General features: G+C 70.1%; 12 protein-coding genes. 9 read left to right on the top strand and 3 right to left on the bottom strand.

The genetic code is table 11. The annotated features are described in order from the left end of the window. Positions 1-34 precede the first annotated feature (34 nt). From AB0B29_RS15755 to AB0B29_RS15765, 3 genes are all read left to right on the top strand, one after another. Entirely contained in the window at positions 35-709 is a 675-nt protein-coding gene (locus AB0B29_RS15755; protein ID WP_104778336.1) for a DUF3000 domain-containing protein, read from the top strand. Between the two features lie 342 nt (positions 710-1051). Beyond that, positions 1052-1714, top strand: coding sequence for a response regulator transcription factor (locus AB0B29_RS15760; RefSeq protein ID WP_003993737.1), 663 nt, complete (start codon positions 1052-1054; stop codon positions 1712-1714). 183 nt (positions 1715-1897) lie between these two features. Then, a complete protein-coding gene (locus AB0B29_RS15765) occupies positions 1898-3187 on the top strand; it encodes a ribonuclease D (RefSeq protein ID WP_362239314.1) in 1290 nt (429 codons plus the stop codon). 76 nt (positions 3188-3263) lie between these two features. Here the strand turns inward: AB0B29_RS15765 and AB0B29_RS15770 are convergent, their stop codons facing one another. From AB0B29_RS15770 to AB0B29_RS15780, 3 genes are read right to left on the bottom strand one after another with little or no spacing between them, the layout of a single operon-like run. Further along, a complete protein-coding gene (locus AB0B29_RS15770) occupies positions 3264-4094 on the bottom strand; it encodes a carbohydrate ABC transporter permease (RefSeq protein ID WP_362239316.1) in 831 nt (276 codons plus the stop codon). After that, positions 4091-5041 (bottom strand): carbohydrate ABC transporter permease, encoded by a 951-nt coding sequence (locus AB0B29_RS15775; protein ID WP_362239319.1) that lies wholly within the window; start codon positions 5039-5041, stop codon positions 4091-4093. Before AB0B29_RS15775 ends, AB0B29_RS15770 begins: the two co-directional genes overlap by 4 nt. Then, positions 5041-6354, bottom strand: coding sequence for an ABC transporter substrate-binding protein (locus tag AB0B29_RS15780; protein WP_362239322.1), 1314 nt, complete (start codon positions 6352-6354; stop codon positions 5041-5043). The genes AB0B29_RS15775 and AB0B29_RS15780 overlap by 1 nt, the downstream gene beginning before the upstream one ends. A gap of 163 nt (positions 6355-6517) precedes the next feature. On the opposite strand from AB0B29_RS15780, the gene AB0B29_RS15785 reads away from it, so the two are divergent. The 6 genes from AB0B29_RS15785 (at position 6518) to AB0B29_RS15810 (ending at position 16573) form a co-directional block, all read left to right on the top strand. Next, complete coding sequence (locus AB0B29_RS15785) at positions 6518-8923, top strand: glycoside hydrolase family 2 protein (RefSeq protein WP_362239324.1); 2406 nt, start codon at positions 6518-6520, stop codon at positions 8921-8923. After that, positions 8920-9948 carry a LacI family DNA-binding transcriptional regulator gene (locus AB0B29_RS15790; RefSeq protein WP_362239327.1) on the top strand — a complete coding sequence of 343 codons (1029 nt, stop codon included), beginning with the start codon at positions 8920-8922 and terminating at the stop codon, positions 9946-9948. The genes AB0B29_RS15785 and AB0B29_RS15790 overlap by 4 nt, the downstream gene beginning before the upstream one ends. Positions 9949-10146: 198 nt before the next feature. Further along, positions 10147-11364 carry a thiolase family protein gene (locus AB0B29_RS15795; protein WP_030838745.1) on the top strand — a complete coding sequence of 406 codons (1218 nt, stop codon included), beginning with the start codon at positions 10147-10149 and terminating at the stop codon, positions 11362-11364. Next, on the top strand, positions 11361-13490 hold the full coding sequence (locus AB0B29_RS15800; protein ID WP_362239329.1) for a 3-hydroxyacyl-CoA dehydrogenase NAD-binding domain-containing protein: 2130 nt from the start codon (positions 11361-11363) through the stop codon (positions 13488-13490). The genes AB0B29_RS15795 and AB0B29_RS15800 overlap by 4 nt, the downstream gene beginning before the upstream one ends. A 162-nt stretch (positions 13491-13652) precedes the next feature. Beyond that, positions 13653-15092: a cellulose binding domain-containing protein gene (locus AB0B29_RS15805; protein ID WP_362239332.1), complete on the top strand. Its 1440-nt coding sequence runs from the start codon at positions 13653-13655 to the stop codon at positions 15090-15092. Between the two features lie 59 nt (positions 15093-15151). Continuing rightward, on the top strand, positions 15152-16573 hold the full coding sequence (locus AB0B29_RS15810) for a polysaccharide deacetylase family protein (protein WP_362239334.1): 1422 nt from the start codon (positions 15152-15154) through the stop codon (positions 16571-16573). Positions 16574-16634: the final 61 nt, after the last annotated feature.

Consider the following 16634-nt stretch of genomic DNA (forward strand, 5'->3'; position numbering starts at 1 on the left):
CCCGCCCGGGCTCCGGTCCCCGTAATCTTCCCGCATGGCTGCGGCTCAGGGACGACTGTCGGACGGCGCTGGCGGAATGGACGAAGCGAAGGACACCGAGAACGACCGGCGGGAGGCGGACTCCGCCCCGCTGCCCTTCCGGGCCGCCGTCGACGCGCTCAAGGCGGCGCGGCTGCGGCCCCAGATCGAGGTCGAGCCGACGCCCCCGCCGAGGCGGCTCGCTCCGCACAGCTACGCGCTGGAGGCGGCGGTCGTCGACGGCGACCAGGACCTGGCCGACGGCCGGCTGGTGCTGCTGCACGACCCGGCCGGTCACGACGCCTGGCGGGGCACCTTCCGGCTGGTGACGCTGGTGCGTGCGGAGCTGGAGCCGGAGATGGCGGCGGACCCGCTGCTGCCGGAGGTGTGCTGGTCCTGGCTGACCGGCGCGCTCCAGGCACGCGGGCTGACCTACGGCGAACCGAGCGGCACGGTCACCCGCGCGAGCTCCCACTACTTCGGGGGGCTCTCCGCGCGCCCGGCCGCCTCGCAGATCGAGATCCGCGCGTCCTGGACGCCGCGCGAGGGCCTGGGCGGCGTCCCCGACACGGCGGCGCACCTGGCGGCCTGGTGCGATCTGCTCGCCCAGATCGCCGGGCTGCCCCCGGCCGTCCCCGGCGACGCGTCGGTGGTGACGTTGCCCCAGCGGCGCGGACCGCAGTCCCGCTGACCTGCCCCTGACCTCGGCGATCGCCCCCTGACCGCCCCGCACTGATCGACCTTGTGCGGGGCGGTCAACCATGTCCGGCCGACGATCACACCTGAGTACCCCTCTTGGCCGAATCACTTTGTCGATACGGCCACTTTCGACCGCGTATCGACGCAGACCGAAACCGTTCGACCTTCGAATGATCGACCGCGTGTCCGAATTGCGCGGATTGTTATCACCGATTCGTGATCATTCTCTAAAGGCGGACGGCTTCGGTGCCGAAGACGACTGTGACCTTGAAAGCACGGTTCGTCCCGGCTTCACCCCCACGAGCCGGCCCCGTCCCGCACCCCAGGAGGCCTGGTGTCCGTTCTCCTCGAGCAGCCCGCAAGCCTGGTCGCCTACCGCCCGAACAAGCCCACCGCCATGGTGGTCGTGGCCGACCCGCGCGTCCGCTCCACCGTCACCCGCCACCTGTGGGCGCTCGGTGTGCGCGACGTCATCGAGGCCTCGTCCATCGCGGAGGCTCGTCCCCGCATCGGCAACCCCCGCGACATCTGTGTCGCAGACGTCCACCTGCCGGACGGCTCCGGCCTCACGCTGCTGTCGGAGACCCGCGCCGCGGGCTGGCCCAACGGGCTCGCCCTCTCCGCCGCCGACGACATCGGTGCCGTGCGCAACGCACTCGCCGGCGGCGTGAAGGGTTACGTCGTCACCGGCACCCGTACCAACGTCGGGCTCCCCACCCGGCCGGGCGCCGCCCCCATCGGCGCCGCCGCCGCGCGACTGCACCGCCGCCCCCCGGGTGCCCCGAGCCACCCGGGCGGCTACCGCGAACTGTCCGGCCGCGAGGTCGAGGTGCTGCGGCTGGTCGCGGAGGGACAGTCGAACAAGGCGATCGGCGTCTCGATGGGCCTGTCCGCCCTGACCGTCAAGAGCCACCTCGCCCGCATCGCCCGCAAGCTCGGCACGGGCGACCGCGCCGGAATGGTCGCGGTGGCGCTGCGGACCGGGATCATCCACTGACCCGCTCCGCCGTGCCCCTCGTGCCCCCTCACGTGACGCGGGACCGGCCTGCGGCCCCCGTGCACGTCACTCACGGTTCGTGAACCCGCCGCTTCCCCGACATGACTGGTTTGCGACCCTCGAGCGCCCGCCGACGGAACGTTCCGTCGGCGGGCGCTGTCCATACATGGATACCCTTGACATGTGACCGACGCCCACGACACCGCAGCAGACAGCTCACTGCGAACCACCGGAGGCGCCCCTCCGGACGACGGCGGATCTTCTGCTACGGAGGCGCCGATCCCCCTTCTGGAGCCGCGTGAGGGCATTCCGCCCGTCATCGCGGACGAGACCGCCCTGGCCCGGGTGATCGCCGCCTTCGAGGCGGGCTCCGGACCCGTCGCCGTCGACGCCGAGCGCGCGTCCGGCTACCGCTACGGGCAGCGCGCCTACCTCGTGCAGCTGCGCCGCGAGGGCGCCGGCACGGCCCTGATCGACCCCGTCGCCTGCCCCGACCTGTCCGCCCTCGGTGACGCCCTGTCCGGCGTCGAGTGGGTGCTGCACGCCGCCACCCAGGACCTGCCGTGCCTGCGCGAGATAGGCATGGTGCCGACGCGGCTGTTCGACACGGAGCTGGCCGGGCGGCTCGCCGGGTTCCCCCGGGTCGGCCTCGGCGCGATGGTCGAGAGCGTGCTGGGCTTCGTCCTGGAGAAGGGGCACTCCGCCGTCGACTGGTCGACCCGGCCCCTGCCCGAGCCCTGGCTGCGCTACGCGGCGCTGGACGTCGAGCTCCTCGTCGACCTGCGCGACGCGCTGGAGAAGGAGCTGGACCGGCAGGGCAAGCTGGACTGGGCCCGCCAGGAGTTCGACGCGATCGCCTCCGCTCCGCCGGCCGAGCCCCGCAAGGACCCGTGGCGGCGTACGTCCGGCATGCACAAGGTCCGCCGGCGGCGGCAGCTGGCCGTCGTACGGGAACTGTGGCAGACCAGGGACCGGATCGCGCAGCGGCGGGACGTGTCGCCGGGCAAGGTGCTCGGGGACGCGGCCATCGTCGAGGCCGCGCTGGCGGTTCCGGCCAATGTGCAGGCGCTGGCCGCGCTGAACGGATTCGGTCACCGCGTCGGCAAGCGGCAGCTGGAGCAGTGGCAGGCGGCCGTGGACCGGGCGAAGGCGCTGAGCGAGGCACAGCTGCCGCAGCCGGGGCAGTCGGTGACCGGGCCTCCGCCGCCGCGCGCCTGGGCCGAAAAGGACCCCGCGGCCGCGGCGCGGTTGTCCGCGGCCCGGGCCGGGGTGTCGGCGCTGGCCGAGCAGCTGAGCATGCCGCAGGAGAATCTGATCACGCCGGACACGGTGCGGCGGGTGTGCTGGGAGCCGCCGGCGTTGGTGGACGCCGAGTCGGTGGCCGCTGCCCTGGCCGGGCACGGGGCTCGGCCGTGGCAGGTGGAGCAGGTGACGCCGGTGTTGGTGACCGCGTTGTCCGCCAAGGCTCCCTAGCGGGCCTTCCCGGGAGGGCGGCTGCGAGTATGTCCGTGGCTGTGCGCGCAGTTCCCCGCGCCCCTTGGGGGCGTGCTCACCTGGTCGCTCCCCTGGTGAAGCCGTTGTAGATGGAGCGCTGGAGGCACAGGAAGACGATCAGTGTCGGGAGGATCACGAGGATCGCTCCTGCCGAGATGGTCTCCCAGTGGGCACCGAACGGGCCCTTGAAGCGGAACAGCGACGTCGAGATCACGCCAAGATCTTCCGAGGGCATGTAGAGGAACGGGATGTAGAAATCGTTGTAGGTCGTGATGCCTTTGACGATCACCACCGTCGCGGTCGCCGGTCTCAGTAGCGGGAAGATGATCTTGCGGTAGATCGTGAAGGCGTTCGCGCCGTCCAGGCGGGCCGCCTCGTCCAGGGATGTGGGGATCGACCGGACGAACTGCAGGAAGATGTAGATCGAGACGATGTCCGTGCCCATGTAGAGGGCGATCGGCGCCCACAGACTGTCGAACATGCCGAAGCTGTTGACGATCTGGAAGGTGGCCACCTGGGTGGTCACACCGGGGACCAGCGCGGCGACCAGGAACAGGGCCAGGACCGCCTTGCGGAAGCGGAACCGGAAGCGGTCGATGGCGTAGGCCGTCATCGAGCCGACGAGGACCGTGCCGCCGATGGCGACGACCAGGATGATCGCCGTGTTGCCGAAGGCCGAGAGCATCCGGCCGTCCTGGAAAGCCGTCACGTAGTTGTGGAAGTCGAACGGGTCCTCGGGCAGCGCGAGCGCTCCGCTGCCGTCGGCCATCTCCCGCTCGGACTTGAGGGATGTCAGGAACACCGCGGCGAGCGGCAGCAGGACCACCGCGGTCGCGGTGATCAGCGACAGGTACACGAGGACGCGGGTCACCGCGCGGCGGGTCATACGAGGTCCACCTTGTCGTCGGGGGCGAGGCGCCGCTGCACCCAGGTCACCGCCAGGACGATCAGCAACAGCACGAGCGCGGCCGCCGAGGCGAGGCCCGTCTTGTTGAACTGGAACGCCAGTTTCACCGTCTGGATCACGAACGTCTCGGTGCCGGTCGCGCCGCCCGTCATGATGTAGGGGATCTCGAAGACCGACAGGGAACCCGAGATCGAGAGGATCACGGTGAGGGACAGCACCGGCTTGATGCCCGGCGCGATGATGTACCGGAACTGGTGCCAGCGGTTCGCGCCGTCCAGTTCGGCCGCCTCGTACAGCTCCCCGGGGATCGACTGGATCGCGCCGAGGAACAGCACGAAGTTCAGGCCCAGGTAGCGCCAGACGGAGACGCCGGCCAGGGAGGTGTTCGCCGATGCCGGCGTGCCGAGCCAGGCCCGGTCGCTCTCCACGCCGAACAGGCTCAGTACCGAGTCGAGGGTGCCGCCGTCCTGGAAGAAGTAGAGGAAGACGAACCCGATCGCCACGCCGTTGATCAGGTACGGGAAGAACAGCACGCCCTTGAAGAAGTTCCGGAAGCGCACGTCGAAGCTGAGGATCGTGGCGAAGTAGAGCGCGACGACGATCTGGACGACGGAGGCCGCCAGGTAGTAGCCGCTGACCCAGAACACCTCGAACAGCTCGGAACGGGTGAAGAGTTCGGCGTAGTTCTCGACGCCCGTGTAGTTCAGCTCGGGGCTCACTCCGTCCCAGTCGGTGAAGCTGTACGCGACCATGTTGGCGATCGGCGCGTAGGTGAAGACGATCAGGAGGGTGAGCGGGGCGAGCAGGAAGAGCCAGGGGGTGGCCCCGCGCCACAGGCGTGCCGGGCGCGGGGCGGGGGCCGGAGCCGGGGCGGCGGCCGCCTTCGCGGCGGCCTGGACGGCCGCCGTCTCGGTGGTGCCCGTCATCAGGACCCCAGCGACTTCTGCGTCTCGGTCCACTTCTCGCCGAGGCCGTCCAGGAAGTCGTCCGGGTCGCCCTTCCTGGCGCCGCGGGCCATGTCGACGAGTTCCTGTCGGTAGTCGGGCTTGTTGATGCCGACCTCGGACTGGTTGTCGATGCTCTTCACCTCGGCGCCCTTGCTGTCATCGAGTTCGAGCAGCTTGACGCCCGCCTCCTCGTACGGCTTCAGGACAGCGGGCAGCGGGGCGTCCTTGAGCGGGGACAGCGCCAGGTTGTCCTGCGCGTAGCCGGACTCCTCGGTGAACCAGTCGATCCAGGCGCGGGCGGCCTCCTTGTGCGAGGAGTTGATGTTGACGGCCTGGTTGTAGTCGGGCGACGTCACCGCGCAGAACGTGCCGTCCTTCTGGGCGGGGAAGGGCATGAACCCGATGTCGTCCGGGTCGGTCCCGGCCTGCTTCGCCGCGCCCTGCATCTGGATGACCGCCCAGGAGCCGAGCCACATGGTGGCGATCTCGCCCTTGGCCAGCCTGGGCTTGGACGCCTCCCAGTTGGTGGTGGTCGGGTCCTTCTCGACGAGCCCCTCGTGCACGATGTCGTACAGCAGGGTGTCGGCCACGCGCAGGTCGGCGCCCTCGGCCCAGGGGTTGCCCTCGGCGAGCCTGGTGGTGGCCTGCTCGTCGCAGCCGACCGAGCCGTTGACGCCGGTCCACTGGCTGAGCGGCCATTTGTCCTTGAAGTTGGTGTAGTAGGGGACCGCGTCGGTCTTCGACTTGATCGCCTTGAGTCCGGCGAGGAACTCGGCCGGTGTCGTGGGCCATTCGGTGACCCCGGCCTGTGTCCACACCTTCTTGTTGTAGATGAACCCCGGAAGCGCGCCCAGCGGGCTCTGGCCGTAGACCTTCCCGTCCACGGCGGTGAAATCGGTGAAACGGTACTTCTTGCTGCGCTCCGCCTCACTGCCCAGCGACGCGAAGAACTTGGGGTAGTCCTTCTTCTCGATGACCGCGGGGATCATGAGGACGTCGCCGTAGTTCTCCGTGTTCATACGGATCTTGACTTCGCCCTCGTAATCGGTGATGCCGTCGAACTCGACCTTCACCTTGGGGTACGTCCGGTTGAACTCGGCGGCGTACTTCTTCATCGTCCCGTCCTGCACGAGGTCGGTGCGGTGGGTGAGGACGGTGATGGTTCCGCTGACCTTGGCGGGATCGTCGGGCGCCTCGGCGTCGGCGCCCTCGGCGGAGCTTCCGGTGCCGGTGCAGCCGGAGGCCAGCAGGGCGGCGCCCACGGCCAGGGCGAGGAGGGTACGGCGGTTCATGTGCATCAGCTCCGTTCGCTGAGGGGGACTCGGGACGGACGAGCACGTGCGGTATGGCTGGTTCGGAACTCTGACAGTGAGCACTCAACCGGTAAAGTCCCAATCCCGCCAACGATGTGAAACCGACACACGACTCTTCACTGGACCGGTTAAGGGAGTGCGCATGCTGGAGGCCACACCGCTCGGCGACGGCTGGACCCTGCGGCACGGCTCGGAGAGACTGCCGGCCGGCGTGCCGGGGTGCGTGCACACCGACCTGATGTCGGCCGGGGTGATCCCGGACCCGTTCCTCGGCCGGAACGAGACCGACGTGGCCTGGGTGGGGCGCCGCGACTGGACCTACGAGCGGGAGCTCGAGGGCTCGTCCGCGCAGGAGCGGACCGACCTGGTCTTCGACGGGCTCGACACCGTCGCCGAGATCTCCCTGGACGGACGGCCGCTGGGGAAGGTGCGCAACATGCACCGGTCCTACCGGTTCGACGTGACGGGGCTGTCCGGGCGGCTGTCCGTGCGGTTCGTCTCGGCGTACGCCGAGGCCGAGGCGGTGCGGGGCCGGGTCGGCGAGCGCCCCGCCGCCTACACCGAGCCCTACCAGTACCTGCGCAAGATGGCCTGCTCCTTCGGCTGGGACTGGGGGCCCACCCTGGTGACGGCCGGGATCTGGCGGCCGGTGCGCCTGGAGCAGTGGTCGACGGCACGGATCGCCCGGGTGCGTCCGCTGGTCACCGTCGAGGAGGGCACGGGCGTCGTCGAGCTGGTCGTGGACGTCGAGCGGACCCGGGTCGAGGCACCGCTCGCCGTGGAGGCGACCGTCGCGGGAGTACGGGCGCGAACCGAGATCGAGGGGGCGGGCGGGACCGTACGGCTGCGGGTGCCGGACGCACGGCTGTGGTGGCCGCGCGGGTACGGCGAACAGCCTCTGTACGACGTGGAGTTGACGCTGCTGCACGGCGAGGAGGCACTGGACGTGTGGCGGCGGCGGGTGGGCTTCAGGACCGTCGAGCTGGACCGGCGGCCAGACGCACACGGCACCGGCTTCACTCTCGTCGTCAACGGCGAGCGGCTCTTCGTGCGGGGCGTCAACTGGATCCCCGACGACGTCTTCCCCTCCCGGATCACCCGGGAGCGCTACCGGCAGCGGCTGGAACAGGCGGCCGGCGCGGGCGTGGATCTCGTCCGGATCTGGGGCGGCGGGATCTACGAGAGCGAGGACTTCTACGACGCCTGCGACGAGCTCGGGCTGCTGGTGTGGCAGGACTTCCCGTTCGCCTGCGCGGCCTACCCGGAGGAACAGCCGCTGCGCGGCGAGGTGGAGGCCGAGGCGCGGGAGAACGTCGTACGGCTGATGCCGCATCCGTCGCTCGTGCTGTGGAACGGCAACAACGAGAACCTGTGGGGCTTCAGGGACTGGGAGTGGGAGCCTCGGCTGTCCGGGGACTCGTGGGGGGAGGGCTACTACCTGGGGGTGCTGCCGCGCGTGGTGGCCGAGCTGGACCCGACCCGGCCGTACACGGCGGGCAGCCCCTGGTCCGGGTCGTGGGAGCACCACCCGAACGACCCGGCGCACGGCACCCACCACTCGTGGGAGGTGTGGAACCGGGAGGACTACGCGGACTACCGGCTGAACGTGCCGCGCTTCGTCGCCGAGTTCGGCTGGCAGGCACCGCCCGCGTACGCCACGCTGCGACGGGCCCTGCCCGGGGAGGAGCTCGCGCCGGACTCCCCCGGCATGCTGCACCACCAGAAGGCCGACGACGGCAACGGCAAGCTGGAGCGGGGGCTGCAGCGGCATTTCGCCGTGCCGGAGGGCGACTTCGACCGGTGGCACTACCTGATGCAGCTCAACCAGGCTCGGGCGATCGCGGCCGGGATCGAGCACTGGCGGGCGCACTGGCCGGTGTGCGCGGGCACGATTCTCTGGCAGCTCAACGACTGCTGGCCGGTGACGTCCTGGGCGGCGATCGACGGGGACGGCCGGGAGAAGCCGCTGTACCACGAGCTGAGGCGGCTGTACGCGGACCGGTTGCTGACGATCCTGGCGGGGGACGGCGGCTTGGAGCTGGCCGCCGTGAACCAGGCGGCCGGGGACTGGGCGGGGGCGCTCACCCTGCGCCGGATGTCCGTGGCGGGCGGGACGCTGGGGCAGGCGGGTGTGAAGTTCACGGCCGGGGCCCGGTCCGTGGCCCGGGTCGAGGTGCCGCCCGGGCTGACGCCCGCCGGGCCGGAGGAGTTCCTGGTAGCCGACGTGTGGGGGTCCCCCCGCTCGAGCGGAGCCGAGAGTGGGGGAGGGCTGCGGGCGGTGCACTTCCCGCTGCCGGACCGTGACGTCGCCTACCCGCAGCCCCGCTTCGATGTCGCGCTCGCCCCGGGCGGCATCACCGTGACCGCCCGCACCCTGGTTCGCGACCTGCTGCTCCAGGCCGACCGGCTGGGCCCGGGAGCGCGGGCCGACCGGGGGCTGGTGACCCTGCTGCCGGGCGAAGAGGTGACCATCGGGGTGCGCGGCTGGAAGACTCCGGACGCGGAGACCGCCCGTTCGGCCCTGTACTGCGTGGAGCCCACCCGATGACGGCAACGCCGACCCCTCGCGTCACCATCAAGGACGTCGCCGCGCGCGCCGGTGTGTCCAAGGGTGCGGTGTCCCTCGCCTTCAACCACAAACCCGGGCTCGCGGAGACCACGCGGGACCGGATCTTCCGGGCGGCGCGCGAACTGGGCTGGGCGCCGAGCCTCACGGCGCGGACCCTGGCCGGATCGCGGGTGGACGTGGTGGGCCTGGCGGTGTGCCGGCCGGCCCGGGCCCTGGGGCTCGAACCCTGGTACATGGAGTTCGTCTCCGGCGTGGAGAGCGTGCTGGCCGAGCACTCCAGCTCGCTGCTGCTGAGGCTGGTGCGGAACATGGACGAGGAGGTGGGCGTCCAGGAGGCGTGGTGGCGGGCGCGGCAGATCGGCGGGTCGATCCTCGTGGACTTCCGCGGGGACGATCCGCGGGCGGCCATGACGCAGCGCCTCGGGATGCCGGCGGTCGCCGTCGGGCATCCCTCGCTGACCGGGGGGCTCACGTCGGTGTGGACGGACGACGCCACGGCCGTGACGGAGGCGGTGCGGTATCTGGCCGCCCTCGGGCACCGCCGGATCGCCCGGGTGGGCGGGGCGGCGGACCTCGGGCACACGGCGATCCGGACGGCGGCGTTCGACGAGGCGGCGGGGGCGCTGGCCGGGGCGTGGCAGGTGGCGACGGACTTCTCGGGGGACGCGGGAGCGCGGGCGACGCGCTCGCTGCTGACCGCGGCACCTGCCGACCGGCCGACGGCGATCGTGTACGACAACGACATCATGGCTGTGGCGGGGTTGTCGGTGGCGGCGGAGATGGGACTGCGGGTGCCTCAGGACGTGTCGCTGCTGGCGTGGGACGACTCGCAGCTGTGCCGGCTGACGCATCCGACGTTGTCGGCCATGAGCCATGACGTGCATGGGTTCGGCGCCGAGGTGGCCAGAACCTTGTTCTCGGTGATCAGCGGGGGTGAGGGTGGGTCGCATCCTGTGCCGACTCCTGTGCTGACGCCTCGGGGGTCCACCGCACCGCCTCGGTGAGCGCCATTCGGGGGTGCGGGAGCATCGTGGCTGGCCGCGCAGTTCCCCGCGCCCCTTACGGGGCACTCCAAGATGTGACCTTCACCGCTCCGCCTGTCAGGGGTGTGCAGCCACGTTACTCATAAGTAGCATGGGCCTGAGCGCGCGCTCAGCGCATCGCAGCAGCAATGCAGATCCTGACCCTGGAGGAGAGCCATCGTGCCTCGTACCGTCAGGGACGTCGTCTTCGTCGACGGCGTCCGCACCCCGTTCGGCAAGGCGGGCCCGAAGGGCATCTACCACGAGACCCGTGCCGACGACCTCGTCGTGAAGGCGATCCGGGAGCTGCTGCGCCGCAACCCCGGACTCGACCCCAAGAAGATCGACGAGGTCGCCATCGCCGCGACCACGCAGATCGGTGACCAGGGCCTGACCATCGGCCGCACCGCCGGGATCCTCGCGGGTCTCCCGCAGTCCGTGCCGGGCTACTCCATCGACCGCATGTGTGCCGGCGCCCTGACCGCCGTCACCTCGGTCGCCGGTTCCGTCGCGTTCGGCGCCTACGACATCGCCATCGCGGGCGGTGTCGAGCACATGGGCCGCCACCCCATGGGCGAGGGCGTGGACCCGAACCCGCGGTTCGTCTCCGAGAAGCTGGTAGACGAGTCGGCCCTGTTCATGGGCATGACCGCGGAGAACCTGCACGACCGGTACCCGCAGATCACCAAGCAGCGTGCCGACGAGTACGCCGTGCGCTCCCAGGAGAAGGCCGCCAAGGCGTACGCCAACGGCAAGATCCAGGCCGACCTGGTTCCGGTCTCGGTGCGCCGCACCTCCCCCGAGGCCGGTGAGACGGGCTGGGGCCTGGTCACCGCCGACGAGCCGATGCGCCCGGGCACCACCCTGGAGAACCTCTCCGGTCTGAAGACCCCCTTCCGCGTCCACGGCCGGGTCACCGCCGGTAACGCGGCCGGTCTGAACGACGGCGCCACCGCCTCCCTCATCGCCTCCGAGGACTTCGCGCGCGAGCACGACCTCCCCGTGAAGATGCGCCTGGTCTCCTACTCCTTCGCGGGCGTGGAGCCCGAGGTCATGGGCTACGGCCCGATCCCGGCGACGGAGAAGGCGCTGGCCCAGGCGGGCCTGTCGATCTCCGACATCGGCCTGTTCGAGATCAACGAGGCCTTCGCCGTCCAGGTCCTGGCCTTCCTCGACCACTACGGCATCGCCGACGACGACGAGCGCGTCAACCAGTACGGCGGCGCCATCGCGTTCGGCCACCCGCTGGCCTCCTCCGGCGTCCGCCTGATGACGCAGCTGGCCCGCCAGTTCGAGGAGCAGCCGCACGTCCGCTACGGCCTGACCACCATGTGCGTCGGCTTCGGCATGGGCGCGACGGTCATCTGGGAGAACCCGCACTTCGAGGGGGACAAGTGAGCACCACCGCCGAGCTTCTGAAGCAGGCTTCCGAGCTGTTCCCGGACGAGGTCGTCACGAGTGCGCACGTACGCCACTTCGACCTCCCCCTGGGTGCGGGGCGCTTCGCCCTGATCACCCTGGACAACGGCCACGACCACACCAAGCCGACCACCTTCGGCCCGGCCTCGCTGGCGAACCTCAACGCCGCCATCGACCAGGTCGAGAAGGAGGCGGCGGACGGCGAGATCATCGGTGTCGGCATCACCGGCAAGCCGTTCATCTTCGCGGTCGGCGCCGACCTCAAGGGCGTGGAGATCCTCAAGGAGTACGAGCACGCGCTCGCCATCGGCAAGGGCGGCCACGAGGTCTTCAAGCGGCTGTCCCAGCTGGCCGTGCCGACCTTCGCGTACTACAACGGCGCCGCGATGGGCGGCGGTGTCGAGGTCGGTCTGCACTGCACCTACCGCACCGTCTCCGCGGCCCTGCCGGCGTTCTCGCTGCCCGAGGTCTTCCTCGGCCTGGTGCCCGGCTGGGGCGGCTGCACGCTGCTGCCGAACCTGATCGGCCCCGAGAAGGCCGTCTCGGTGATCATCGAGAACAGCCTCAACCAGAACAAGCAGCTCAAGGGCAAGCAGGTCTACGAGCTCGGGATCGCCGACGCGATCTTCGAGGGCGCGGACTTCCTGGAGCAGTCGCTCATCTGGACCGCCACCGTCCTCAAGGGCGAGCTGAAGATCGAGCGCCCGGTGATCGACCGCGGCGAGGGCTGGGACCAGGCCGTCGCCAAGGGCCGCTTCATCGCGGACTCCAAGGTGCACGGCGCCGCCCCGGCCGCCTACCGCGCCCTGGACATCATCGCCGCCGCCAAGAACGGCGACCTGCAGCAGGGCTACGACGCCGAGGACAAGGCCCTCGCCGACCTCATCATGGGCGGCGAACTGCGCTCCGGCATCTACGCCTTCAACCTGGTGCAGAAGCGCGGCAAGCGCCCGGCCGGCGCCCCGGACAAGAACCTGGCCCGCCCGGTCACCAAGGTCGGTGTCGTCGGCGCCGGTCTGATGGCCAGCCAGCTCGCGCTGCTGTTCCTGCGCCGCCTGGAGGTGCCGGTCGTGCTGACCGACATCGACCAGGAGCGCGTCGACAAGGGTGTGGGCTACGTCCACGCCGAGATCGACAAGCTGCTCGGCAAGGGCCGCATCAACCAGGACAAGGCCAACCGCCTCAAGGCGCTGGTGTCCGGTGTGCTGGACAAGGCCGAGGGCTTCTCCGACGCGGACTTCGTCATCGAGGCCGTGTTCGAGGAGATCGGTGTCAAGCAGCAGGTGTTCGCGGAGGTCGAGGCGGTCGCCCCGGCGCACGCCATCTTCGCGACCAACACCTCCTCCCTCTCCGTCTCGGAGATGGCGTCGAAGCTGCAGCACCCCGAGCGGGTCGTGGGCTTCCACTTCTTCAACCCGGTCGCCGTCCTCCCGCTGCTGGAGATCGTCCGCGGCGAGAAGACCGACGACGCCTCGCTGGCCACGGCCTTCGCCGTCGCCAAGAAGCTGAAGAAGACCGCGGTCCTCACCAAGGACGCCCCGGCGTTCGTCGTGAACCGCATCCTGACCCGTTTCATGGGCGAGATCCAGAACGTCATCGACGAGGGCACCCCGGTCGAGGTCGCCGAGAAGGCCGTCGAGCCGCTCGGTCTGCCGATGTCCCCGCTGGTGCTGCTGGAGCTGGTCGGCCCCGCGATCGGTCTGCACGTCTCGGAGACCCTCAACCGGGCCTTCCCGGACCGCTTCACGGTCTCCCCGAACCTCGCGGCCGTCGTCAAGGCCGGCAAGCGCGGCTTCTACGTCTACGACTCCGGAAAGCCGGAGCTGGACCCCGAGGTCGCCGCGCTGCTGAAGCAGGGCGACACCGTCCTGACGGAGGAGCAGGTCCGCGACCGCGTGCTCGACGCGGTGGCGCAGGAGATCGGCATCATGCTCGACGAGGGCGTCGTCGCCGAGGCGCAGGACATCGACCTGTGCCTCATCACGGGCGCCGGCTGGCCCTTCCACCTGGGCGGCATCACGCCGTACCTGGACCGCGAGGGTGTCTCCGAGCGCGTGAACGGCAAGAGGTTCCTGGCGCAGGGCGTCGCGAGCGTCCCGGCGTAACGCGTTACCCCTGAGGGGGGTGGGGCGTACGGTAACAATCCGTGCACCCGCCCCCCTTTTTGCATGCCGCCACAGATAGGATCCTCACACAATCCGACCATTGTTTACCTGACTCTGACGGTCTCCACACCGGACCGCCGGGTGTCCTCGAAGGAGTCCTGCGTGGCGTCCCCTCGTCGCCGAACACCCCGACGCCGAGTCTGGCCCAAGATCAGGCTCCTGCTCCTCGTGGCGGTGGTCGCCGCCGGCGGCACGGCGCTCTACCCGGTGTGGAAGGCGGCGAACCCGGATCCGCCCGAGCTGAAGGTCCGCTACCGGACCGACACCCCGGCGACGGCCGCGGCCGCCAAGCCGTCGTTCGAGGTCTTCAACGACACGGACAAGGCAGTGCCGTTGAGCGATGTCGCGCTCCGGTACTGGTTCACCGCCGACGACGGCGCTGCGTACGCCTTCAACTGCGTCAACGCCGTCTTCGGCTGCTCGAACGTGGCCGGCCGGATCGTGGCGACGGACAAGGCCGGCGACACCGCCGACCACTACCTGGAGGTCCGCTTCACGGCCGCGGCGGGCAGTCTGAAGCCCGGAGCCAACAGCAAGGGCATCGACCTCCAGCTGTTCCGCACCGACCACAAGAAGCTGAAGCAGTCCGACGACCGCTCCTTCGACGCCGAGATGACCAGCTACAAGGCGGCGGAGAAGGTCACCGCCTACAAGCGGGGCGTCCTCGTCTGGGGCGAGGAGCCGGACGGCACCAAGGCGAGCGACGACAAGAAGGCGGCGAAGGCTTCTGCACCCTCCCCCGTTCCGGCCCCTCCGGCCGGGGTGCTGTTCGACGACTTCACCTACCAGGGCCCCAAGGACCCCGCCCTGTTCAAGCACGGCTGGCTGGTCCGCACCAGCAAGGGCGGTCCGGGCGTCGAGAACACCTGGTCCGCGAGCGGCGTCAGCTTCCCCACCGCCGAGGGCTCCCACGCCGACGGCCAGGTGCTCAATCTGCGGGCGAGCACGGACGGTACCGAGGCCGGGACGAAGCAGGCGAGCCTCGGCACGGCCGCGAGCAAGTTCCGCGACGGCACGTACGCGGCCCGGATCCACTTCAGCGACGAGCCGGCCACCGGTGACTCCGGCGACCACGTCAACCAGACCTTCTACACCATCGGCGGCAAGGGCTCGAAGTACAGCGAGCTGGACAACGAGTACATGCCGAACGGCGGCTGGGGCCGCCCCGGTCCCAAGCTCGACACCGTGACCTGGTTCGACCACAAGACGAACGACCGGGTCTACAAGACCACCAACAAGAGCCTCGACACCTGGCACACCGTGCTGATCCGGGTGAAGGACGGCGTCGTCGCCTACTGGCTCGACGGCAAGAAGCTCTTCCTCAGCAACGGCAAGTACGCCCCGCGTGCGGACATGTCCGTGAACTTCAACCACTGGTTCATCGACCTGCCGTTCAAGGGCGAACGCGCCTGGGACATGAAGGTGGACTGGCTCTACTACAACGCGAACGACACCCTCTCGGCGAAGCAGGTGCAGTCCGCTGTCGACGGCTTCACCGACGAGGGCATGAACTACTTCGACACGGTTCGGGAGTCCCGGTGAGGAAAAGGCGGTCCGGCGCCCACAGGCACGCTGCCGAGGCAACGGAGGACAAGCCGGTGGTGAGCAGGCGCTCCGCGCTGCTGATGGGCGGTACGGGAGGCGTCGCCATGGCCGGCGGCGGCGCGTGGCTGGGCAAGGTGGTGGCGCAGCCCGCCGCCCCGGCCGCCGCCGGAGGCATCGGAGGCCTCACCACGCCTCCCCTGTACGCCCCTTCGGGCCGCCGCCCCAAGTACCGCCGGGCCAGTTGGTCCCAGCAGTTCCAGTCCGGCCACGGCTGGACGCCCGGGGGTGCGGGCACCGCCTCGGCCGAGGCGAACGACAAGTCGGTCTTCGTCCGCGGCACCCAGTCGGTGCGCGTGACCACGGCCGGCACCGGCAAGCAGAGTTACGTGCGCAAGACGGGCCTGCCGGCGATGAGCCTGACCGGCAAGATGATCCGGCTGGTCTTCCGGGTCGAGGACGTGACGAACCTGGCCAAGCTCGTCTTCTACCTGGGCAGCGGCTCCCTGGCGAACCACTTCGCCTGGGCCCACCACGTCCACTCCAAGACCTCGGCCAACTACGTCCAGTCCGGGGAGTGGGTGACCGTCCACCTCCAGTGGGCGGACGTCAACGCGGCGGCCGGCACGTACTCCATCGGCGCCGACGGCAAGCCGTCCACGAAGACCGGCTTCACCGACATGTCGTTCGCGGTGTACGACGACGCGGGCGGCCCGGTGACCTACCGGCTGCAGGCCGTGGAGCTGATACCGGACACCGTCTCGGTCTTCCCCAAGGGCGTCGTCTCCATCACCTTCGACGACTCCCACAAGTCGATCCACGACCTGGCCCGCCCGGTCATGGACCGCTTCGGCTTCCCCGGCACGGTCTACAACATCGCCGACGCCATCGGCACCGGCAGCTTCCTGACGCTGAACCAGATGCGGTCGATGCAGGACTTCTCCGGCTGGGAGATGGGCGGCCACTCGTACGCGAACGCCGTTCACACGGCCAGCTACCCCAAGCTCACCGCCGAGCAGGCCGACGACGACTTCCGCAAGCTGCGCGAGTGGCTGGTGTCCAACGGCTTCACCAGCGAGCATTTCGCCTATCCGCACGGCGCCTTCCAGAAGACGTCCGACGGGGTCCCGGTCGACCAGATCGCGAGCCGGCACTTCACCACGGCCCGGTCGATCATCTCCGAGACGATCGAGTCGTTCGCCCCGGCGATGCCGTACCGCCTCAAGGCGCTGACCGGCATCAACGACGGCACGGGGATCGGCGGTACGGCCCTGTCGAAGCTGACGGGCCCGGGCGGCCGGCTGGACCGGTGCGTGAACAGCGGCGACTGGCTGATCCTGTGCCTGCACAAGGTCGTGGACGGCACCCCGGCCACGAGCACCGAGATCGGCAAGGCGGGCCTGGAGACGCTGATGAAGGCGATCGACGACCGGGACATCCCGGTGCTGACGGTCGAGGAAGCCATGGCCTCCTACACCTGAGGCCCGGCGCACGACCCGGACCCACAAGAGAGGGGCGGCCCCCCGGCCGCCCCTCTCTCCG

It is taken from the genome of Streptomyces tibetensis (genome assembly GCF_040647715.1).
GTDB classification, from domain to species: domain Bacteria; phylum Actinomycetota; class Actinomycetes; order Streptomycetales; family Streptomycetaceae; genus Streptomyces; species Streptomyces tibetensis_A.